The sequence below is a fragment of the Azospirillum sp. TSO35-2 genome, assembly GCF_003116095.1.
In the GTDB taxonomy this organism is placed as follows: Bacteria; Pseudomonadota; Alphaproteobacteria; order Azospirillales; family Azospirillaceae; genus Azospirillum.
Map to the genome: position 1 here is coordinate 1,104,489 of NZ_LGRA01000008.1, position 21,754 is coordinate 1,126,242.

Consider the following 21,754-nt stretch of genomic DNA (forward strand, 5'->3'; position numbering starts at 1 on the left):
CCGCACGGAGCACGCTGCTGTTGTTGCGGTTGACCATGGGGCGGATCGCTCGTGCCGAGGGCGGCAGCTCGCCGCGGGCCACCGAGGGATCGAGGATCGCCCACCCCAGAGCCGTCAGGTCAGAGTGCACGCTGGGCAAATCTGGTTCGTGTGCCCTGTTGTGGCTCCTGCCGCCGATGTGGTGCCGCTTTCGTCTGTGCTCTCGGACATGATCCGTCTCCCATCTTCTCAGGCGTGCCGATCGCGCGCGCGGAGAAGATGGGATTGCCCTGTTTTCACCGCGGAGACACGTTGGAAGCGGACGCTTCCGGAACTGACACTTCCAGAAGCATCCGCTTCTGGTATCATCTGCTTCCAGCATCATGAGGCTGCCGTCAGCGGAGGTGGTCGGCAGGCTGATCGCCTTCCAGACGTCGATGTCGCCCAGCGCCTTCACCGGCAGTGATGCGTTGTAGGCGAGCCCGCAGCCGGCCGACAGGCTGTTAAAGGTTCAATCCTCTAACGCCTTGAAGACCGCGTCCGCCGCGTCCTTGTAGAACTCAATGCTGATCCTGGTCCACAACTCGTCGGGAAGGTCGTTGAGCTGCTTGCGGGCGCTGACCGGCATCAGGAGCGTCTGTGCCTGACGGTCCACTGCCAATTCAGCTATGCGCACCGCGTTGGGAATGAGTTCGACCGACCCGCCGAGGTTCAGCGAGCCCACCACGATCGTTCCTCCGCGGCTGTTCCGACCCAGCAGCGAACCGCAAAGCGCGACCAGAACGGGAAGGCCCAGACCGGCTCCAGTCTTGTCGCTGTCCATCGCCCGCATCTGGATGGAGAATTCCTCCTCGCGCGGGTTGCGATCGCCGACCATCTCGCGGGAGCGGGCGTAGAGGTTCTGTTCGCCGACCCTGACGCTCTCCCGGAATGCTGGCGGCGTCGGCTGGTTCAGAATCTTCACGCCACTTCCAGGTCCACAGGTCACTTCAAGCCGATACAGGCCCGGCGCCGTCTCAGCCGAGGCGCCGACGGCCCAGACCTGACCCGGGGGCAGCGGATCGCTCTCGATGGCTTCGTCGCTATGGAGTTCGGGCGTAGAGACGAACTGTTCCACCCCATCGGCTCCCAGGGTATAGCTGAAGTGCGTGTTCCGGAATTCACTCTTGAACACACGCTTCTGCTGCTCCTTGACCCGCCGCCGCGCCTCGAGCGACAACCGGACCATCCACTCCAGATCCTCGTCGGGGATCGGCATCTCAGGGTCTGGGAAGAGCAGTTTGGCGACCCCGTTGAAGGTCTTGCGCATCGCCTCAATGTCGCGACCGCTCAGGGCCCCGCCGAGATGGACGCGCTCCAGCGCCTGAATGCGGTTGACGCCGCGTAGCCGGCTCCAGCATTCGCTGAGGAAGTCGCTGACCAGACCGAAATGATCGGTCAGGTGCTCGGCCGGGTTGAGCTTCGGGAAGTCCCAGCCGGGGACATAGGCGTGGAGGCGGTCCATGAAGGCCGTGTCATTGCGCATTTCCGGCGGCAGCGGACTCAGCAGGTGTCCGATCTTTTGCTGCTGCTCCAGGTCGACATCAAGATTGCCGACCATAACGATGCAGCCCTCCGCCCGGATATTCTCTTTCCCCCGACTGAACTGGCCAGAGGCCATGTAGCCCTTCATGATGTTGACGCCGTCCTTCTGGTCGAAGGACACACCGGCGACCTCGTCGAAGCAGACCACGTCATAGCGGCAGACCAAACCCCGTTCGCCGGACGAGTTGTTGACGAACATCTTGGCGACCGTGGCCTTGCCGCCGGAGATCAGGTGGGCATAGGGCGAAATCTGCTGGAATAGGTGGCTCTTGCCGGTACCGCGCGGGCCCAACTCCACAATGTTATAATTCGCCTCCACGAAGGGGGCCATGCGCAGCAGCATGACCTGCTTCGCCCGATCCGTGAGGGAGGATGGTTCGATGCCGACGGAGCGGATCAAGAAGTCCAGCCATTCATGGGTAGAGAACTTGGCGCGGCCGCGGGCGAGCACCTCCATCGCATCGGATTTGGAGAGCTGGATTGGGCGCAGCGCCTCGATCCCGAAGGGCCTGCCGGCCTTCTCCTGCGCAATGACGGCATCGTACGACAGAGTGACCTCAGCATAGAAGCCGTCGGTCAACATGCGTTCGTTCTCGCGCACGATGCTGTCATCGATGCGCACGTCACGTAGCGTCAGGCTGGGCAACTCAGCGATGTAGCAGTCGTTCTTGGTATCCAGGCGCGCTTTGACGATGTCGATGATCTTGACTGAGCCGCGGTCGCGCGCCTGAGCCTTGAACAACTCCTCCGTCCCGGTGCGGACCGTCCGGTCGCGGAGCTGCTTTTCGACGATCTCCAGACCTTCGGCGATCTCCTCCTCGTCCACGCTGGCGCAATAGCGGCCGAGAAGGAATTCGACGACGTAGGTCGGCACTGGGTATTGCCGGGCGTACCGGCGCACCAGATCCTTGCGCACGAGGAAGCCGTCGAAGGCGGCAGCGCCAAGCCGGTCCAGGCTGTCCATTTCCATGGTCATCATTCGTCTCCGACGGTCGTCATCTGCGCAGCGATCACATTGCCTTCCGTGTCCAGCACGACGACGAAGGCCGCCGTGCCCATGTTGCTGTCATCCTCGACCGCCAGGCTGGCCTCGCCGGTGTCTTTCAGCTCCTTGACGGATGCAGCGATGCTGGTGCCGGGATTGTTCCGCTTCTGGCGAAGGTCCACGGTCAGCCCCGGCGCGGAGGTCTCGACCTTGATCCGGACGCGCAGACCGCGCCAAGCCACCTGCTTGATGGTGGCCGAGATGGGTACGGCGCCACGGGAAACGGTCAGTTCGGGAATGACGCACTCCTGCGGGCTGATGCCGCCATGAGCGTATGCGGCATTGGCCAAATAGGATCCGATCCCCGGCGGCATGGCGATGCGGACATGAGGGTCCCAGTACCAGGGAAAGGTCATAGCACCCGGCGAGGCGCCGTCCTTCAAGGCGGCGCAGCGCGCCCATTTCGCCGAGGTGACGGACTTTGGCAGATCGACCTTCGGTAGACCGTCCGGCATGAGCAGCCAGCCATGGTCCGTGACGACGCGCACGCGGGGCCAGCCAACCGAAAGAAGGCTGTCGATCAGCGTGACCAGATCGGACAACTCGCCCTCGATTTGGCGGACGAGGCCGATTTCAAGCTTGTGCCCCAACTCGTCCAGCTTGCCGGTCTCGCACCATCCGACGTCGCCGGTGCCGGCCGGTCCCTGCGGATTCGCCGCCGAGACGATTACGGCGCCCTTCTGCTCCAGGGCCTGCCGCAGTTTCTGTACGCCTGCGGCCGTCGACGTTTCGGATAGGTGGGGACAGAAGTCTTCCGGTGCGCCGCCCGGCCCAATGATCTGCCCGACCGGCATGGCGACGGGTTTGGCCGTCGCCGTGACCGTCGGCAGCGGCGCGAAGCGATGCCCTGCGGTGCAGGGAAGTTGCAGGCCCTCCAACTGCTCCTTGAGCGCCATGGCGACGTCGTAACGGAGTCCGTCCACGAACAGGAAGCAGGTCCCGGCTTGGGGTGCAAACGGATGGACCAGCGCGGCTGCCGTCGTATCCGAGGTCCCCAGCAGATCCTGGAGGTGGCGGGCCGACTGATCCAGCCAGGGCAGGTACAGGGCCCGGATGACCCGACAGAGCAGCCCGGCGTGCGGCTTGTCCGCCATCGCCCTGGTCAGAGCCTCCAGCGCCGTGCGATCGCAGCGCCACCCGTCGGCGGCATAGGCGTCCGCCATCGCGGCGGCATTGGCACCGCCCAGGCCAGAGCGCGCCATCTGGGCCAGTTTGGCCAGCGGCTGCAAGGCGTTAGCCAGCGGGCTCTCGCCCAGTTCAGCCCACGGGGTATTGCGTCGGTCGGCGTGCTCCGCTTCCAGGGCGATGATCTTGTCGCAGGCGTCCTGATGCGGCAGGCCGATTGCGGTCTCCAGCCCGGCCCGCAGCTTGGTCTCGCCTTCTTCATTGAAGCGCGGGTTGCGGTCGCTTCCGGCGAACAGGTCCTTGTAGGACATGCGCAGGACCTTGGACAGCCCCGGATAGAGTTTGGGAGCGGCACAGAACCGCCGCCAGACGCCCGCCCACGCCTTCGACTGGTCACTGACCAGCTTGTCACCGGCCGCCGTCACGCCGTCCGCCTCCGGATCGAAGCCGTAGGTCTTGAGCCAGAGCTGGCGGATGGACTGCCATTTCCCGTCGTCGCAACGCTGGCGGAATGCCTCCGGTTCGCTCATCCAGCTCAGCAGATCACCAACCGGATCCTCCACGTCGAGCTTCAGCAGGATCTCCGCATCGATGCGGCGGCCGAGGAGCGAAACCACGGGTTCGATCGCCACCCTGGGCAGCATGCGCAGCAGCGCCTTGCGGGTGGCCTGATCGCTGGCGAGGTCGATCTCCAGCACGCCCTCGACGATTCCCTCGATGGTCCAGTCGCGGCCGTTCCGGTGATGCCAGATCTGGCCGCGGTAGCACAGCTCCACCAGCGGCTGATGGGCGGGCGGACAGTCCTCAGCCGAGCGCAGCACCGCACGCGCCACCCCCGGCAGGTACAGCACGGGGATGGCATCCGCCGGCAGGTCGAGATCGGGCAGCGTGCGGTCGACGACGCATTTCAGCCAGATCGCGGGCCCCATCTTGTGCTCCGGGTCATAGGGCCCCAGCGCATACAGGTGCGGCACCAGCTTGCGCAGCGGCTCAATGACGGGCCTCCACTGCCCGTCCGGGTCGGTCCAGAGGATGGCGGCCGGCGGCGCAACGCCGTCGGCCGTCTTCGCGGCATCGGCCAATCCGTACTGGATCGCGTCCAGCAGGGTCTTCGGCGCGGGGGCCGTCATTGGCGGGCTCCCTTGGCTTTGCTCGACATCGTTCGTGCGAAGAGGGTTCCGGTCGTCGCTGCGACAAACCCGGTCGACATCCGCCGCCGCAGGTCCCTCGCCCGCTTCATGTGGGTGGGGCGCGCCAGATACCTGCCCAAGCGGAACACGGGCCGACCGATCCGGAGCCGTCGCCCGACGTGCCGGCCGTCCACTTTCACTTGACCTCGACGACGACGGGCGCCGTGGGTTCGTGGGAGGATGACTGCTTGGCCGTGCCCTCCACCGTCGGCATCGCTGGATCCTTCGACGGTCTTTGATCGGGGGCCTGCGGCATGTCCAACGTCAGGTCGTTCCGAGGGCCGTTCTTTTTCTTGAACACCTCATAATCAGCCAGGATCTTGGCGTCACCCTCGCGGGCAAGATAATCGGACGCGCTGGCGTATTTGCTGTTGTCGAGATTCCCGAGTTCGCCGCCGCAGACGTTGTCAAGAATGACCTTACCGAGCCGGGCGCCGGCCTGGTCAAAGAAGCGACCTATCCGTTCGTTTGTTTCGGCATACAAAACATTGTATTGATGGTGATCCGCGAACAATGCCTCTTTGCCGCGGATTTTCTTCACTTTGCGCATGATCTGTATAGCCAGCACGGCCTGCGCGCCGTTGATGTCGTCCTTGAAAATCTTATTGTAGAGCCGACCGAAGAGATCCGCTTCATCCTTCTCCCCGGCGGCCTTCCCCCGCCAGACTTCAAGAACGGCGCGCGCCACTTCAGTCGCCGAGTACTCCTTGTCGGCCAAGGGCAAATGGCTCCGCTTGCGCCGGTAACCGAAGCCCAGGTCCTTGATCGATCGTTCAAGATGCTCCTGGCGGATGTCGTTCGCCTGCAAATCGGCAAGGTTCACGCTGGTTTGCCGATTGGTGGCATAGGTGATGCTGCGGACGAGTTGTTCATCGTCCTTGCCAATCTGATGCACCCGGATCAGTACATAGGCGTCGGGATCTTTTCCCGTTTCCGTCAAAACCTGCTTAACAACCTTGCACGTCTGGCCGCCATTGATGAGCTGCATGTTGGTCAGAGTGACCAATATGTTCTTCTTGACCGCCTTTGTGAACTTAATATCATCGCAAATGATCGTGAGCCCGTTGTTGTAGAAATAGAAGTTCTTTACCTCGTTGCTTTTCAGCGTCGCCGCGATGTTGCTGTTCACACTTCCGGTCTGGGTGCCCAGGAAGAAGCGTACGTTCCTGTCGAGGAGGTCGTCGCTAGATTCTTCCAGCATCTTCGCGACGTCGCAGAGCCGGGCGCGGCCGACCAAGGCCTGCCTCTCTCCGAATGTCTCGTGAAGGTATTTGCCAGTCAGCTGGAGACGACCGGTAACCGCGGGTTTGGGATTGAGGATCCGATGGATCTCTAATGGACCGATGTGTTCGAATTTGACGTCTTCGCCGAACTCGGCGTCGGCGTTGGCGATCTTGTCGTCTCCTGCCTTGCCCCATCGTCTCCCGTTGCTCGCGAGAACCACCCGAACCTCGGCGTCCGCACGCTTCAAATGGCTTCTGATTCTCTCGATCTTTTGCCCCAACTTGGCATTCGCCGTGTATCTGGCGTCATCGTTGAGAATGACGCCGATTGACCGGACCAAGTCGTCGATGACCGTCTCGCTGAAATTGGACTTGCCGTCGGTCCGCTTGTGAAGCTTCGTCTGCACGATCGTGATCGGAAGCACGTTGTCGCGCGGCTCCCTCCAGTGGATCGCGTCGATGCAGAGATCCTTGCCGCCATCGACGATAGCCTCCAGCGCGTCGGAGTCGTCGAGCCCCACGGCAAGCTTCGCCACAAGAAAGGTGAAGGCGGTGGTGCGGAGCCGCCCCTCGTCTTCCTCGCGCAGCTTTCCCGTGTCTAGGGGCTTCAGGCCGCGCAGCTCGATCAGCTCGGTCCGTTTGGCCTGGACGGTTTCCTGGATCAGCGTCTCCAGGTTCTGGGCCGCCGTGCCCATACCAGCCTTGTCCTCCGCCACACTCATTGCTCGGTTCCTTCCCGCATGCGCGCCGCGCACTTGGCGTCGTTGTTGTAATGAAGATCGTTCCAGCGCTGGCCGTCGGGCTCGTCACCCGTGCCGGCGAAATTCGCCGCTTTCTGGTCCCAGCCCCAGAACCACGGGTAATCGTCCTTTGGCCGCTCGGGCTCCTTCCCGCGGTCCTTGTCCCACTTGATGCGCGGGGTGACGCGCAGGATGCAGGCGGTGACGGACTTGGCGTCCAGGGGGCGGGCGGTCAGGAAGGGGCGGATGTTCATGCGCACCCCGTCATTGACGTCCGGCTCCCAGCCGATGGCCTGACGGTGCAGCGGCTTCCAGCGGACGAAGATGTCGTAGGGCGGCTCCCCCTCCAGGATGGCCTCCAGCCGGCCGCGCAGATGTTCCGCCGCGGCCAGCCGACCCTCCGCCCCTTCGGCCCCCGCCTTCACCTCCGTCCGGCAACGGTCGATCCATTCCCGCAGGTAGGTATAGACCAGCTTCTCCAGCGTCCGCCGGCCCTTGCCGCCGGGGGCCGCCAGCTTGTGATAGTTCACCAGGGCGTGGAAGCCGTCATGCTGCCGCCCGTCCCAGATGTGCCAGATGAAGGGGCGGTTCTGGAACAGCTCCACATGCCGCTTGAAGAAATGGTCGCGCAGATAGGCGTCGAGGTCGCGCACCTTGCCGTCGACGGCGGCGGACAGCAGGGCGGTCAGGCGCTGCGGCGTCCAGTCGGCGCCATAGGCGTTGGCCAGCAGGGCGGACAGGCGCTCCGCCGCCGCCGGTTCCCCCTTGACCGGGGATAGGCAGACGATGCCGTCGGCGTCGGCATGGGGCTCCAGCCCGTCCGGCTCGGTGATGGCCGGGCAGTCCATGAAGCTGCTGCCGGTCTGGCGCGGCCAGCGATAGCCCAGCAGCCGGGCCACCGCCACCTGCAACGGATCGTCCGAGCCGACAGGATGGCCGTTGAACAGCCACTGGGTCGGATCGTCGGAATGCGGCTTTGGAAGGCCGTCCGGGTACTTTTCCGCCGCGACCTTCTGCCAGCGGGCAAGGTCGAAGGGGATCTTTAGGAAAGACGCATTCGTCACTTTGACTGCTTGATCAACTCTCCGAACGTTTATCGGGAACTCTTCCGAAGAAAAAAGACACCACAAGGCGCTCAGATTTTCAGATTTCTTCGGCAGCACTGTGGCGGTGTTCATGCTGAAGAGCTTGCCCATGTACCGAGCAGCGGGCAAATCGCCCATTTGGTTTACTATAATTCCTTGGCTTCCCTGGGCCGAGAGGCCTTGTATTCGAGCCTGCGGGTTGCGCAAGAGTTCACCAGCTCCGCCCTCCCATCTAAGAATTTCTGAACAGCCACTTCCATCCAGCGCCAGCTTGCCAGTGCTCCCCTGGAAAAACTCCCATACATCTCCAGTATTCGGCTGCTCCCAAAAAAACTGCATATATCTTGGGTTGTCGCCGGTCGTTGTACCTTGAATGGAGTTTGCGAAATCTCCGAGAATACTCCCAGATATCTCTCCTCCGATAACTAAACGAGAATCGGGATTTCTCAATTGCGCAGTTTGCCCTAACTTCGTTACACCCGTGACTGGGAGGATAGCTGCTTTTTCACCAGGATCACGAGGTGGAGAAACGTCTATACCGACCATAATATGGTCATGCTCAGGGAAATATCTGGAGACAATAGTAAGTGCAGTGTTAGAAGCCCACCAATTCATTTCATTAAATGCAGCGGGACCTAAATTAACTGCGGCAATAAAAGAGAATGATTTCAAAAGATGTATCCTAAGTTCCGCATACGATGACAAAGAATACCAATTCTGCGGCGTGACTACACATATTGCTCCCGAAGCGCTTGCCAGATAAAACAGTCTTTCTACAAAAATGGTGGCAAGATCTGATTTAGAACGGCGGTAAAAATTATCTCCGAATCTCTTTATCTCATCGGATTGTTTTCCGCGCCCCAAATACGGCACGTTCGTCATCACCAGCACATACTGCTTCGCCAGCAGTTCCGCCGCCTTGGCGAGACCCTGGGCGGCGACGGCCATTTCAGCAACCTCGTCGCTGCCGTCAGCCAGCGCAAGGGTCAGGATCGGTTCCAGCAGGTCCCAGTCGGCGCCGAACAGGTCGCCGCCGGCCCGACGCGGGTCGATCAGGCTGCCCAGCACCGGTGCCTTCTCGAACAGATCGTACATGCGTTCCAACCCCGTGCGGATGCGGCTGTCCAGCTGCGCATTCAGCAGCGTCGCTTCCGCCCCCAGCAGGTCGACTTTGGCCTGCGGGTCGGCGGCCTGGACCGCCTTGTCCGCCAGCTTCAGGAATTCCTGCTTCGGCATGCCAATAGCGAGACCCGAGCAAGCGAGGTGCAGGGCCGGCAGCTTCACGTATTCACCGATCAGGCGCCAGGCGGCGAAGGCCAGATTGAATGCGGCGATCTGGGTACAGCGGTAATCGATCTCTAGCCCGTGCAGATTGTCCCGCAACACCGCCAGCACGGCGTCCTTGCGAGTCAACCTTTCTTCCGCCATGCGCAATGCCACCAGGATGGGCAGGGCGAAGACCAGGAAATGGCCGGACCCCATGCACGGGTCGAGGATGGTAATGCCCTTGGCATCTCCGGGCCAGCCGGGGAAGGTGCCGGCCGCCGGCCGCCAGCCGCTCTCGCCGCCATCCTCCCGCGCTTCCCGGACGAAGCGCAGATAGGTCCAGTCCACTCCTGGCAGGGCGCAGGCGGCGCGCAGCTCCGCCTCGTCCGCCGCCCCAGCGGCGAGCGCCGGGTTCGCCGCCAGAACCTTGCCGGCCCACCACGCTCCCAGCGTGTTGTGCAGCAGGAACAGGACCATATAGTCCTCGGTGAAGAGCTGGGTGACGGCCGGCAGTTCCTTCGCCCCGATCGGCTCGCCCGATTTGTTGACCCTGTCCTTCTCGTCGCCCTGCCAGAACTGGTAGACCCAGCCCAAGCTGTCGTCGGCCTGGAACACGGCGGGCGGCAGGGCCTTCAGCCGGTCCTCCAGCGCCGAGCGCGTCTCCGGCGGCAGGGGCAGGGCCAGCGCCGGATCCTCGGTCCGGAAGATTTCCGGCAGCATGTGCTGGGCATAGCCGGCGGCGAGGTCCAGCCAGTCCTTTCCCTGCTCCCGCGCCAGTTCCTGGACATCGGCAAGGGTGAGCGCCAGCCCGTCGTCGATCAGCAGGTCATTCTCCGCCAGGAAGCGGGCGAACAGCATGCGGTGCCAGTGCTCGTACGCCACCTCCGGCACAAGCCGGCCAATGTCCTGGCTGCCGTCGGCGTCGCGCTCGTCGCCCAGACGCTTGGCATGGGCGCGCAGCTTGGCGCGCAGCTTCTTATCCTGGTCGGTCAGGTAGCCGGGGCTGGCGGACAGATGCACCCCCAGACGTTCCAGCGCCTTGCGCGCCCCGACCTCCGCCAGCACCCGCGCCTCGCGGACCTTGGACTCCAGGTTGCGGCGAAGATCACGCGCCAGCGATACCATTGGACAGGCTCCCTTTCAGACGTTCTTCCGCTCGCATGCTTTTCGTCAGCTCACCATGACCGGGCCATCGCCGAGTGCCTCGGTGAGGGTCGCCCGCGCCTTCGCCAGCCACGCGTCGACCTCCTCCGGCGTCTTCAGCGTGGCGCGCTCCAGCGTGACCATGCGGACCTTAGGCTCCAGCAGCTTGGCCGCCTTCTCTAGCGCCCGCTGCACCCGGCCGGCGATCGCGTCGATTTCGGTGCGAGCCGTGGGCAGGGGCTTGCGGTCGAGATGCTGCAACAGCGTCTCGTCCGAGGACAGGTTGGGTTCCGCCGGCGCCGTCAGCCCAACGTCCGCAAGGATGGAGGCTTGCTGGTCAGCGGCGAGCCGGCCCCACAGGGCGTTGCCGCCGAGTTCCGCCTCTGTGGCCTGATGTGCCTTCAGGTGCTCGGCATGGAGTTTTCCGACTTCCTCCCGTAGGAGGGAGGCCAGGGCGGCCCGCACCGGCGTGACGTGGTCGGTTCCGTCCAGCAGCAGACGCTTGTCCCGGATCGTCTCCACCTGCTCCAGCGGGTTCTTGGCACCGTCCAGGCCGCGGGCGTGACCGGACAGGCGGTCCAGCACCGTCCAGGTCAGCAGGCGCTTGTCCTTCAGGTCCTTCAGCGCGGTCCATTTCTCGATCTTGACCGTGAAGTCCTCCGCCTTCGCGTAGATCGCGCTCAGCTGCTCGTTGCCGGCCAGGTGCTCGATGTCGGCGATGTCCTGGGTGTCCGGCGGCGCCAGCAGGGGGGCAGCGCCTCCAGCCTCTGCGCCGAGGCCCTTGAGCTTGGAGAGGAATTCCTTCGCATTTGCTCCAAGCTGTTCCGCCGCGTTGGGGACACCGAGCGCCTGATAGAGCTTTCGCAGAGCCAGCTTCTGCGTAGCGCTAAGGGTGAAGCCCTCCTTCCGGAAATCGGCCTTGGGGATGCGGTTCTGGTCGAGATGCTTCGGGGCGATCACCTCCCCATTCGCCACGGCCGTAACCACCCCGGCGCCGTGCAGGGCGATCAGAGCCGCATCGATGGCGTCCTTCGGCCAGCCGAGCGGCGGCGCCTGAAGCTCCTTGCGGATGTCCGCGCCGCTCCGGCCGGCGCCGATGGTGGCCAGCACCTGCTGGCAAACAGGGTGCGCTTCCAGCGCGCCGGCATGACCGACCACCTGGAACGGATTGTCGGCCCCCTCGCGCGCCCGCTTGATGACGGTTTCCCAATGGGCGCTGTCGGCTTCCTTGAAGCGGGGGAACAGGCGGACGAGCGACTCCTCGGCGGCCGCTTCGACTTGGTCGGCCACGGTCAGGCGCACCACCTCGTGGCCGCCACCCTGGTACAGCTTGGCCTGGCTGACGATCTCCTTCACCAAGGACTGGACAGCCTTGGTTACGATGCTCAATCGGCTGTCCATGCTGAGCTTCGCCTCCTCGCCCTCCGTGGTGGAGGGAATGCCCTTAGCATCCAGCGTGGCTTTTGCGGCGATCATGTCCCGAATGCCGTCCCTCAAGGCTTCCGGATGCGCCCGTGGGATGAAGACAAAGATGGTCGGGCTCTCGTTGCCGGCGGCGCGCGCGGCGTCCTGCACCTGCTTCTCCGTGCTCGTCCAGCCGTCGCGCATCCAGATGTGAATGACGCTGGTCTCGGCCGGCGGTGCCGTGTCGCCGCGGTGGACGGCGAACTTGCGCGCTTGCTTCGCGGCGCCCTGGAGCAGTTGCACGCCCTTGATGGCGCTCTCGAACTCCGACCCGATCAACTGTTCGCGGCGGAAATAGACGGTGGAGGTGTCTGCGGCGGCCCGGTTCTGCTGAGCCCGGAATTCCCGGTCCCATTCCGCGCCCTCTGGGGTCTGAAGCCGATACTCCTCGGCCACCGGCATCAGGTCACCCCGGTCAACCAGTTGCTTCAACGTCTCCTCGACACCCGCCCGGAGCCTGCCGTTGTCTGCGGTCAGGTCATCGACCAGCAGGTCGGCGATATGCTCCTTGGTCGAGCGGATGCCGGTGTCCATGCCGGCCTCGCGTTTCAGCCGGTTGATCAGGAACACCACGCCGCAGATGCGTGCGGCCAGATCGCCCACATCCTTCCGAACCTGGAGGATACGTTCGTTAATCTTGCGCTGCAGGATGCCGGTGTTTACTAGTTCCGGCGCGAGAGCCTCGTAGAGTTCGTCGGCCGGGATCAGGGTACCCAAGCTCCGCTCAGCCCTCTTATGCAGCGCGTCGTGGATGATGCGGAGCTGCGACCGCAGCTGACTTTGGGTGCCCCCGGCATCCAGCTGGCGAAAGCACTCCTCGAAAAAACGGCGGCGGACCGGCAGGATCGGGTAGTCATCCACGATGACGGCGCGGTCTTCCGGGCCCTCCTGAATGCGGGTGCCGCTCAGCTGGCGGGAGACTTCACCGGCATGGGTGTCCAGAATGCCTCGCACATCCGTCAGTGCGGCAGGCTTCTTCTGGAGCAGGACCTTCCGAGTGACGGTCTCTACATCGACGTCTGACAGAGGCACCCGGACCGTAAACCGGTCCATCAGACGCTGAAGGAAAGGCGTCGAGCTCAGCGCGCTCTGGCCGGCGCCAACGATCATGACGCGGCCCTTCATCTGCTTCGACACCGCCTCCGCAACTTCGGACACCCATACCGAGCGATCATGGACCGTGCCGATGTACTGCTGGACCTCGTCCAGGACCAGCAGGGTCAAGGGCATCTGGCCGTCGTGGCCGCGGAGCTTGAGAGCAGCCCGCGCGGCATCCAGGAATTCCGTCGTCGTGATGTCGGTGAGCTTCTGCGGAAACTGCTCGCGGAGCAGGAGCCGAACTTGGCTGGGACCGGCAGCCAAGTCCGGGATGGCCGACATCAGCGCGTTGGCAATCAGCGGGCTCACATAGAGGCTGTTGAGCTCGGCGTTGAAGTCCTTGCCGGCTGCCTTCACGGAATCTCGTACGTGGTCGAGCTTGCCTTGCTCTTCCAGCCAGAGGCAGAAGCGGGCAGGCGCATACTGCTCCGGTAGCCCGACAGCGCGCAGTATGACGGACAGGATGGTCAAGCGGACTGCATCCGTGCCCCCATTGGGCATGGCTCCGGCGGCGGCGAGCAGCCCGCCGGCCCGCTTGCCCTGAGTGTCCAGCTCCTTGAGAAGTTCCTTTACCTCCTCCGGCAGCCTGGGGACGAGGGCGCGTGCGGTGACGCCGTCAGGAAATGTCGTGTTCTGCCATAGGTGACAGAGCATCTTCAGAAGGTGCGATTTGCCGCTGCCGTAGAAGCCAGAAACCCAGGCCCCCGGAAGGCTGGTGCCGCCACCAAGGAAGGCACGGAGGATCTTGATCATTCCGTCGGCGTACTGGCCTTCGCAGATGAAGCTCTTCAGCTCCTCCCGCAACTCCAGCATGGCTTTCTCAGTGTCACGATCGTCAACCAAGCGGGCCTGACCGTTGTTTGCAAGACGCGCTTGGCCCGGATCACGCAGCAGAACATTCTTCAGCTTCATCATTGTGCCCCCCCTCCGTGCAGCGTGATCGGCACGGCCAAGTAGTTCCACCCATCCCGCGCGTCGAGCAGGCGGTACGTGTTGTCCTCATACTGCCCCGGGAAGAAGACCAGCAGCCGGCCCCGAATGTCCGGCTCAACCAGGGTCAGCACGCGCGAAAGGCGCGTAAACCCGAAGAGCGAGCCGGCGCCGACGACCGCAACGACCGTGTCTTCATCGACGGCGGGGTCGGTTAGCGCCGCTCGGATGCGATCCGCAACGAAGCCGGCGAACTCCGCATCCAGCTTCAATTGCAGGTCTTCCGGCATCTCGAAGTACGCGTCGCGGTACTCCTCACCCGCCATCCAAGCAGCGAAGCTGTCCGTGATGTCGACTGTCCGCCACGTCTTGTCGGCTTCAAGCGTAGCGATCTCGAAGTTCTTGAGGCGAGCCCTCAGAGCGCGCTCGGCTTCTTTTTCATATACAAGCATGACGATGCGCTGCGCGCCCGCGACGGTACGCTGCCACGGCAGTTTGATGTGGCGTTCGTAAACTTTTGAAAGATCTTCGATTCTCGCCATATCAGCGCTCCCAAAGGTTGCCGTCGAGGCGCGCGAAGTTGAGCGTCACCACCTGCTCGGCAATATCCATGTCAAGCAGCCGCAGGCGGCGCGCCTCACCTGCCAATTGAAGGGCATTCGGTTGCTCCAAGTCGAGCGCGCTGACCCATCCACTCTGGAAGGCTTCCGTGTCGCTGAAGCCTGCTTGGCAGGCGATCCACAGTGCAAAGGCCACGGTGATCGGTGTCGCGGTGACCTGCTGTCGCCGCTTGAAAGTGCGTCCGATCAGATGACCGGATTGCGTCCAAGAACTGGCTGTGTTGCGCAGCACTTTGTCGAGCACTGCTGCGCTTAGTCGATCACCGACGGCATTTAGCAAGGCCGACCGTACGGCACCCCGCTGCATGTCTTCGCCCGGCCTGAGCTGCAGTACGGTAGGCGCTGTTGTCAGCAAGAGCGGGTCCCGCGCCAGACCTGCCAGAAGGGCGAGGAGGGGCTGGCTGGTTTCATCCAAGCGCCACAGCCGCCGCATGATCCGGAACAGCGGGACCATGGGATCCAGGGCGTACAATTCTCCAAGTCGAGTGTAGCTCAATCGCCGTGTTGCGGTTGTCTGCTTACCGAGTCGATTGTCCTGGATGATCATCTCGGCATACTCGGCGCGATCAGACGGCTGCGGCTCAACCGATAGCAGGGCCGATAGCTCCGCAAGCATGATCGTGCGGCTTGTATGCGTGCCGCCCGCATGCGGCCGTAGCCCAACGCCCGACTTGAAGGGGCGTCCCGCCGGGAAGAAGCTGGTGAAAGAAACGGCAGCCATTGGGGTATCCGCGCTCGTGTGATACCACCATGATGTCATCGCTGAGAAAGCGCAACAGGGAAGCCGGCAAGTTTGCCGGCTTTGATGCGGGCTTACGACTTATACCAAGTCTCGCAGACCATGACCGATGAGCCCAATCGCGCAGCCCAATGGACATAATGGTCCAGGGCTGCTCGACGAGGGTGTTCCAGGCGAAGCAGCAGTGATCGAGGATGTCCTGGTAGGAGGCGAAGACCCGGTTGGAGATCCAGTTGTCGCGCATGTACTGCCAGATGTTCTCCACCGGGTTCAGCTCGGGTGACTTCGGCGGCAACGGCAGCAGGGTGATGTTGGCGGGGATCGGCAGCTTGGCCGAGGTGTGCCAGCCCGCCTGGTCGAGCAGCACGACGGCATGCGCGCCGGGGGCTACGGCGCGCGCGATCTCCTCCAGGTGCAGCGCCATCGCCTCGCTCGTGCAGCGCGGCAGCACCAGAGCCGCGCCCTTGCCCTGGGCCGGACAGATCGCGCCGAACAGATAGGCCGAGCGCGTGCGCTGATCGTGTGGCGCCGCCGGCCGGCTGCCGCGGCGTGCCCAGCGGCGAGTGATCTTGTTCTTCTGGCCGATGCGGGCCTCGTCCTGCCACCAGATCTCTATGGGCTTGCCGGCAGCCTCGTGCGCCGCGACCTGCGCCAGCAAGGTGGGGAAGTTTTTTTGAACGCCTCGGCGGCGTCGGGATCCTTGGCGTGGTGGCGGGGACGGGCCGAGAGCTTGCGCAAGCCCAGAGCGCGCAGTTCCCGGCTCAGCGTCTGCTTCGACACCGAGACGCGGAACTCCTCCCACAGCCAGTGCAGCAGATCGGCGATCCGCCAGCGTACCACCCCGTGCACCGCCGGGATCGGCCCCGCCTCGACAATCTGGCGCAGTGCCGTCCGGTGATGCTCCGCCAGACGCGGCTGCGGGCCTGGCGCCTTGCCGGTCAATAGGCCCGCCGGCCCTACATCATTGAAGCGTAGGACCCAGTCGCGCACCGTCTGCAAGCCGACCCCGCCGACCGCCGCCGCGACTGAGCGCGGCTCTCCCTCGTAGATCGCCGCCAGGGCGAGCAGCCGGCGGACTTGGCCGGGATCGTGAGAGGAACGGGCAAGCCGGCGCAAAGCGGCGGCATCGTAATCGCTGCGCAGCGGAACCGGAGCGGCCATGGCGGACCTCGTCGCTGTGGTCCCTCCGGTGAATCACACCATCCGGCTCAGTGGGAATCGCCGCATGAGTCGTACTCCGCAGGACTTGGTATAAGCCGATGTGCAGTTGCATCGGCGTGCCGGCGCAGATGCCCGCCGGCAACGAGGCCAACCCATGAAGCAACAGCACCCCCTGAACGTCCGGCCGGAGCTTCCACATTTCAGCAACGACACCGGCGCCCATCGAGATGCCCATCAGGACCAACCTGTCGGAAGAATCCGCAAGCGCAGTCCAGGCTCTCTCGCGAATGGTCTTCCAACCGATCTTTGCCTTTATGGCGAATCCCTCGTCGAGATCATCGGTTTTCGCGCCATCAAACAGATCCGGAAGAAGCACCTCGTGCCCAGCGTCACGCAATCGTGCCGCAGCCTCCATCTCGACCTCGCGCAGCCCCAGCACCGAATGGAACAAGGCAATGCTTGCCACGGTACGCCTCATACCGGATGGAAATCACGCATCGTGGGCACCGGGCTTTCTCATCGTGCTTCGTTCGGATGCTCATGCTCATCGCGCAAGAGGACCGGGTCGGCCGGCGCAACCATATGACTCATTCCCATGGAGGTCTTTCGGCTTCGTATCGGGATGCCCGCAAATGCCCCGATGACGCTCCTGTCACCGCGGCCCCAGGATGGAAAACACCCGAACTCCCACATTTCTTAGATAGGTTGCGCAAGGCTCTTGCTTCAAGCCCCCCGCCATTCACTACAAGACGGGTCACCGATCGAATCCATGAGGTGGCACGATGCAGGTGACCCAACATGACGTGATCATCGTCGGAGGCGGTCCAACCGGGTTGATGCTGGCCGGCGAATTAGCGCTCGCGGGAGTTGATGTCGCGATAGTCGAGCGGCGCGAGAACCAGGACCTTGAGGGGTCGCGCGCGAGCGGCCTTCATCCCCGCGCGATCGAACTGCTTGATCAGCGCGGCATAACGGACAAGTTCCTCCCTCAGGGAACGAAGCACCATTCGGTCGCCCTCGCTGGCATCATCCTCGATGCCAGCGATCGGGCGACCCGCCACACCTACACGCTCGGACTTTGGCAGGAGAAGATCGAGCGCGGGCTGGCCGACTGGGTCTCCGAACTGCCGGTGTCGTTCTATCGCGGGTGCGAAATGGCGACCTTCGCCGACGGCGAACAACGCGTGGACCTCCATCTGACGGACGGACGAAGGTTCCGCTCCAGCTATCTGGTCGGTTGCGACGGCGGCCGCAGCCTTGTCCGCAAGACGGCTGGCATCCGCTTTTCGGGAACCGAGGCGCGGGCGAGCTACCTCATTTTCGAGGCCGACATGGAGGATCAACCGCCGCTCGGCATCCGGTACGGGGAGCACGGCCTGTACGCCCTCGGACGGCTCGACGAGGGGCTGCGCGTGCGCGGCATAGTGACGGAGCAGCGGCTGGAGCGGGGGGGAAGACCCGGCGAGGAGGATCTCAGGGCGGCGCTCACAGCCGCCTACGGATCGGACCTGGGCATCCATCGGATCACCTGGATGTCGCGCTTCACGGATGCGGCGCGGCAGGCGGAGGCCTACCGGAAGGGCCGCGTCCTGCTCGCGGGAGATGCCGCGCACGTTCATTCTCCCGTTGGCGGGCAGGGGCTGAACGTCGGGCTGCAGGACGCCGTGAACCTCGGATGGAAGCTGGCCCAGGTGGTGAAGGGCATCTCGCCGGAAAGCCTGCTCGATACCTACCATGCGGAGCGGCACCCGGTCGGAGCCGCGCTGCTCGAGCTTACTCTGGCGCTGACCGCACTCAACCGCGGCGACGAACACACAACGGCGCTCCGGGCCTTCGTGGCGAAGGCGATGCAGATGGACGAGCCGAGGAGGTGGTATTCCGCCATGGTGTCCGGTCTCGACATCCGCTATGGCCCGGAAGGGGGGCACCCTCTGCTCGGCCGTCGCATGCCGGATCTGGACATCGTCACCGCCGAGGGGCCGACGCGGGTCTTCGCGCTCCTGCATGATGCGCGGCCGGTGCTGCTCGACTTCGGGAAAACGGGCTTCCCGGCCATCGACGCGTGGAAGGAGCGTGTCAAACTGGTCGATGCGGAATTTGAGGGTGTGTGCGAGCTTCCCGTCATCGGCATGGTCCGGACTCCGACCGCCCTCCTGATCCGACCGGATGGACATGTGGCATGGGTCGGAGAAGGAGGCACCGAAGGCCTCCTGACGGCCCTTGGAGACTGGTTCGGCAATTAGCGCGCATCGCGTGAATCCGGCTTCGATCTGAAGCGTGAAGCCGATCGCCGAACAAAGGGATGGAGCGTCGTGGATTTGGAACCAGGGTCCTTCTGGTGCTTGTCGAAGCGCCGGAAAACCCTGCGCTTCCGGTCTTCCGTGCAACCGGTTCACGGGGTGCCGCTTGATCCGGCTTCACTCTGAACGCACGAAATTCCATAGAGGCGCACGGCATCCATCCGCCGCGCCTGGCCAAAAAAAGCCGTGAGAGACAGCCCTGAACGTCGGCCGCATCCGCCGACATCCGGCGGTCGAGGTTGAGCAAGCATTTTCCAGCGAAGACGGGCAGGCGCACTCTGTCCGCTTGACACCATGCCAACCAGTTGGTACAAAAAAACCAACCAGTTGGTATGGTGAGTGGGTGATCGACATGCAGCCGGATTCAAAGGCCAGACTTCTCGACGCGGCGCTGAAGGTCGTGCGCACCAAGGGCTATACGGCAACGCGGATCGAGGATCTCTGCGCCGAGGCCGGCGTCACCAAGGGAAGCTTCTTCCATCACTTCAAGAGCAAGGACGACCTGATGCTTGCGGCTGTCGCCCATTGGGATGCGGTGACCGGCGGCCTGTTCGCACGGGCGCCCTACCATGATCTCGCAGACCCGCTGGATCGGCTGCTCGCTTACCTGGAGTTCCGCAAAGAGTTGCTTGCCGGGGACCTTCCCGATTTCACCTGTTTCGCCGGCATGATCATCCAAGAGGCCTATGAGACCCGCCCCGAGATCGTGGCCGCATGCGCCGGCAATATCGCCGGCCATGCGAGGACTCTCGAGGCCGACATCCGCGAAGCCATGCGGAAATATGATGTGAACGCCGATTGGAGTGCCGAAAGCCTTGCACTTCACACCCAAGCCGTTCTCCAGGGCGCCTTCGTCCTCGCCAAGGCCAAGGGTGGTGCGTCCATCGCCGCCGACAGCATCGACCATCTCCATCGCTACCTGACGCTTCTGTTCCGCTCGGACAGGGGCAAAAGAACCAACCCCGCACCGAAGGTGAACTGACATGCCCAACACCGTCCGCCTGCATCGCGTCGTCAATGCCAAGCCGGAGAAAGTTTACCGGGCATTCGTGGAGCCGGACGCCATTGCCAGCTGGCTGCCGCCCCACGGCTTCACGTGCACCGTACATGAACTGAATGCCGAGGTCGGCGGCAGGCACAGGATGTCGTTCCGCAATTTCACCACAGGCCACAGCCACTCCTTCGGGGGTGAATATCTTGAGCTCATCCCCAACGAGCGGCTCGTCTACACGGACAGGTTCGATGCCCCCAACCTGCCGGGCGAGATGAAAGTGACCGTGACCTTGAGGGCCGTGTCGGTCGGCACGGACATGACGATCGAGCAGGCGGGCGTGCCGGACGCGATCCCGCTGGAGGCCTGCTATCTCGGCTGGCAGGAAAGCCTGCGGAAATTCGCAAAACTGGTCGAACCCGAAATTAACATGTAGTGCGGCACCGATCGCCGCACGCAAGCGCGGAAGCAACCAAGCTAGGAGGAGCACTGGATATGCCCGATCTCGTAACCTGCCTGTGGTTCGACCATGGCCAAGCCGCCGAAGCGGCCAAGTTCTACGCCGCCACTTTTCCCGACAGCCGTGTCGATCGTGTGAACATGGCGCCCGGCAATTTCCGTGGTGGGCACGAAGGCGCCGAATTGACTGTCGAATTCACGGTGCTCGGCCGGCGGTTTGTGGGTCTGAACGGTGGACCGAATTTCACGGCGAACGAAGCGGTCAGCTTCATGGTCGTTACCGAAAGCCAGGAAGAAACCGATTGCTACTGGAATGCGATCGTCACCAGCGGCGGCACTGAGAGCGCTTGCGGTTGGTGCAAGGACCGGTGGGGTTTCTCCTGGCAGATCACGCCGAGGCGGCTGCTCGAGTTGACGACGGGTTCCGACGGCGTTGCGGCGAAACGCGCCTTCGACGCCATGATGACGATGCGCAAAATTGACATCGCTGCGCTTGAGGCGGCCGTCCGCGCCGGATCGCAGGCTTGAAACGTCCAGCCGGGAATGGAGCCGTGGAATGACCATCACGATCACCGCGTTCGAGCGGTCACCCGACGGCGGCAGGGGCTTGGCGCGCGACACGCGCGTCCGCTGGGCACTTGAAGAGGTGGGCCAACCCTATGAGGTTCGTCTTGTTTCCTTTGCTGCGATGAAGGAACTCGCGCATCTGGCGCTTCATCCTTTCGGGCAGATTCCAACCTTCGAGGATGGTGACTTCGCCCTGTTCGAGACGGGTGCGATCGTCTTCCATATCGCGGAACGCCATGCAGGCCTGTTGCCCGGTGATGCACAGGCGCGGGCGTGTGTCCTCATGTGGATGTTTGCCGCGCTCAACACGGTCGAGCCGCCGATCCTCGATCTGGTAACCACCAAGGTTCTGGAAAGCGATAAGCCCTGGAGCAAGGAGAGGCTCCCGCTGGTTGAGGAGCGGATTCGTGTCCGGCTGCAGCAACTGTCGGACCGCCTCGGCGATGCCGAGTGGCTCGACGGCGCATTCAGCGCGGGTGATCTGTTGATGGTGTCGGTGCTGCTGAGGCTGAAAGCGTCGGGTCTGCTCGGCGAGCATCCGAACCTCTCGGCCTATGTTGCCCGCGGCGAAGCCCGCCCCGCCTACAAGCGTGCTTTCGACGCCCAATTGGCAGTGTTCACCGCAAGCCAGTGACGGGCCGGATATTTGACGATCGGGTGCATGGGTCACCCCGCCGGCCCTTCACAGGTCGGGGGCGGCGAAGGAAGCGGCGGTTGCGAGGCGCTCAAATACTCATCGAAGGGCGCGTTCAGGCACTCGCCAAGCACGCGATCGACTGCGGCGAGACGGTCGATCACACGAAACCTTTTCCGCTGGATCCGGGCCTGTGCGCTGGAATTGGACAAGCGCCTGCTGCCACACCTTCACTTGATCACCCCACCCAAAGGGGCGCGATTGATGCGGTCATACCAGTGCATCAGCCAGGGTCACGGGGCGATTTGGCCGAAGGCGAAACTTGCGCTGGCGGTGAGGTGGTCCCCGTTTCCCGGACAGTTTGGCGGCTGGAATAAGCTTGGTTCAGGTTCGTGTCACGCCGCCAATCTG

Annotated in this window: 13 protein-coding genes and 1 pseudogene; 6 read left to right on the forward strand and 8 right to left on the reverse strand. The window is 63.5% G+C overall.

Features of this window, described 5'->3' with window-relative positions:
* Positions 1–490: 490 nt before the first annotated feature.
* From brxL to TSO352_RS06570, 8 genes and pseudogenes are all read right to left on the reverse strand, one after another.
* On the reverse strand, positions 491–2,539 hold the full coding sequence (gene brxL / locus TSO352_RS06535; RefSeq protein WP_109106489.1) for a BREX system Lon protease-like protein BrxL: 2,049 nt from the start codon (positions 2,537–2,539) through the stop codon (positions 491–493).
* Entirely contained in the window at positions 2,539–4,863 is a 2,325-nt protein-coding gene (gene pglZ, locus TSO352_RS06540; protein ID WP_109106490.1) for a BREX-1 system phosphatase PglZ type B, read from the reverse strand. Before pglZ ends, brxL begins: the two co-directional genes overlap by 1 nt.
* A gap of 196 nt (positions 4,864–5,059) precedes the next feature.
* Positions 5,060–6,868, reverse strand: a complete 1,809-nt coding sequence (locus TSO352_RS06545) for an AIPR family protein (protein WP_109106491.1) — start codon at positions 6,866–6,868, stop codon at positions 5,060–5,062.
* Positions 6,865–10,362 (reverse strand): SAM-dependent methyltransferase, encoded by a 3,498-nt coding sequence (locus TSO352_RS06550; protein ID WP_109106492.1) that lies wholly within the window; start codon positions 10,360–10,362, stop codon positions 6,865–6,867. The genes TSO352_RS06545 and TSO352_RS06550 overlap by 4 nt, the downstream gene beginning before the upstream one ends.
* Before the next feature lie 45 nt (positions 10,363–10,407).
* Complete coding sequence (gene brxC, locus TSO352_RS06555) at positions 10,408–13,857, reverse strand: BREX system P-loop protein BrxC (RefSeq protein ID WP_247871928.1); 3,450 nt, start codon at positions 13,855–13,857, stop codon at positions 10,408–10,410.
* Positions 13,854–14,414, reverse strand: coding sequence for a BREX protein BrxB domain-containing protein (locus tag TSO352_RS06560; protein ID WP_109106493.1), 561 nt, complete (start codon positions 14,412–14,414; stop codon positions 13,854–13,856). Before TSO352_RS06560 ends, brxC begins: the two co-directional genes overlap by 4 nt.
* A gap of 1 nt (position 14,415) precedes the next feature.
* Positions 14,416–15,039 (reverse strand): hypothetical protein, encoded by a 624-nt coding sequence (locus TSO352_RS06565; protein ID WP_247871929.1) that lies wholly within the window; start codon positions 15,037–15,039, stop codon positions 14,416–14,418.
* 301 nt (positions 15,040–15,340) lie between these two features.
* Positions 15,341–16,392: pseudogene (locus tag TSO352_RS06570) on the reverse strand (IS630 family transposase); the annotation flags it as partial.
* 154 nt (positions 16,393–16,546) lie between these two features.
* Between TSO352_RS06570 and TSO352_RS33440 the strand changes: the two are divergent.
* From TSO352_RS33440 to TSO352_RS06600, 6 genes are all read left to right on the forward strand, one after another.
* Positions 16,547–16,978 carry a hypothetical protein gene (locus TSO352_RS33440; RefSeq protein ID WP_199231529.1) on the forward strand — a complete coding sequence of 144 codons (432 nt, stop codon included), beginning with the start codon at positions 16,547–16,549 and terminating at the stop codon, positions 16,976–16,978.
* A gap of 196 nt (positions 16,979–17,174) precedes the next feature.
* Positions 17,175–18,635 (forward strand): FAD-dependent monooxygenase, encoded by a 1,461-nt coding sequence (locus TSO352_RS06580; protein ID WP_109106495.1) that lies wholly within the window; start codon positions 17,175–17,177, stop codon positions 18,633–18,635.
* A gap of 409 nt (positions 18,636–19,044) precedes the next feature.
* Positions 19,045–19,674 (forward strand): TetR/AcrR family transcriptional regulator, encoded by a 630-nt coding sequence (locus TSO352_RS06585; protein WP_109106496.1) that lies wholly within the window; start codon positions 19,045–19,047, stop codon positions 19,672–19,674.
* Position 19,675: 1 nt separating this feature from the next.
* Positions 19,676–20,119 (forward strand): SRPBCC family protein, encoded by a 444-nt coding sequence (locus TSO352_RS06590; protein WP_109106497.1) that lies wholly within the window; start codon positions 19,676–19,678, stop codon positions 20,117–20,119.
* A gap of 59 nt (positions 20,120–20,178) precedes the next feature.
* The gene (locus TSO352_RS06595; protein WP_109106498.1) at positions 20,179–20,670 is read left to right on the forward strand and encodes a VOC family protein; all 492 of its coding nucleotides are present in this window, start codon (positions 20,179–20,181) and stop codon (positions 20,668–20,670) included.
* A gap of 28 nt (positions 20,671–20,698) precedes the next feature.
* Positions 20,699–21,343, forward strand: coding sequence for a glutathione S-transferase family protein (locus tag TSO352_RS06600; RefSeq protein WP_109106499.1), 645 nt, complete (start codon positions 20,699–20,701; stop codon positions 21,341–21,343).
* Positions 21,344–21,754: the final 411 nt, after the last annotated feature.

What these genes read in the sequence shown, in the direction of transcription:
- brxL (WP_109106489.1), bottom strand. Translation starts at nt 2,539, where the DNA reads ATGACCATGGAAATGGACAGCCTGGACCGGCTTGGCGCTGCCGCCTTC.
- pglZ (WP_109106490.1), bottom strand. Translation starts at nt 4,863, where the DNA reads ATGACGGCCCCCGCGCCGAAGACCCTGCTGGACGCGATCCAGTACGGA.
- TSO352_RS06545 (WP_109106491.1), bottom strand. Translation starts at nt 6,868, where the DNA reads ATGAGTGTGGCGGAGGACAAGGCTGGTATGGGCACGGCGGCCCAGAAC.
- TSO352_RS06550 (WP_109106492.1), bottom strand. Translation starts at nt 10,362, where the DNA reads ATGGTATCGCTGGCGCGTGATCTTCGCCGCAACCTGGAGTCCAAGGTC.
- brxC (WP_247871928.1), bottom strand. Translation starts at nt 13,857, where the DNA reads ATGATGAAGCTGAAGAATGTTCTGCTGCGTGATCCGGGCCAAGCGCGT.
- TSO352_RS06560 (WP_109106493.1), bottom strand. Translation starts at nt 14,414, where the DNA reads ATGGCGAGAATCGAAGATCTTTCAAAAGTTTACGAACGCCACATCAAA.
- TSO352_RS06565 (WP_247871929.1), bottom strand. Translation starts at nt 15,039, where the DNA reads ATGATCATCCAGGACAATCGACTCGGTAAGCAGACAACCGCAACACGG.
- TSO352_RS33440 (WP_199231529.1), top strand. Translation starts at nt 16,547, where the DNA reads ATGAAGCAACAGCACCCCCTGAACGTCCGGCCGGAGCTTCCACATTTC.
- TSO352_RS06580 (WP_109106495.1), top strand. Translation starts at nt 17,175, where the DNA reads ATGCAGGTGACCCAACATGACGTGATCATCGTCGGAGGCGGTCCAACC.
- TSO352_RS06585 (WP_109106496.1), top strand. Translation starts at nt 19,045, where the DNA reads ATGCAGCCGGATTCAAAGGCCAGACTTCTCGACGCGGCGCTGAAGGTC.
- TSO352_RS06590 (WP_109106497.1), top strand. Translation starts at nt 19,676, where the DNA reads ATGCCCAACACCGTCCGCCTGCATCGCGTCGTCAATGCCAAGCCGGAG.
- TSO352_RS06595 (WP_109106498.1), top strand. Translation starts at nt 20,179, where the DNA reads ATGCCCGATCTCGTAACCTGCCTGTGGTTCGACCATGGCCAAGCCGCC.
- TSO352_RS06600 (WP_109106499.1), top strand. Translation starts at nt 20,699, where the DNA reads ATGACCATCACGATCACCGCGTTCGAGCGGTCACCCGACGGCGGCAGG.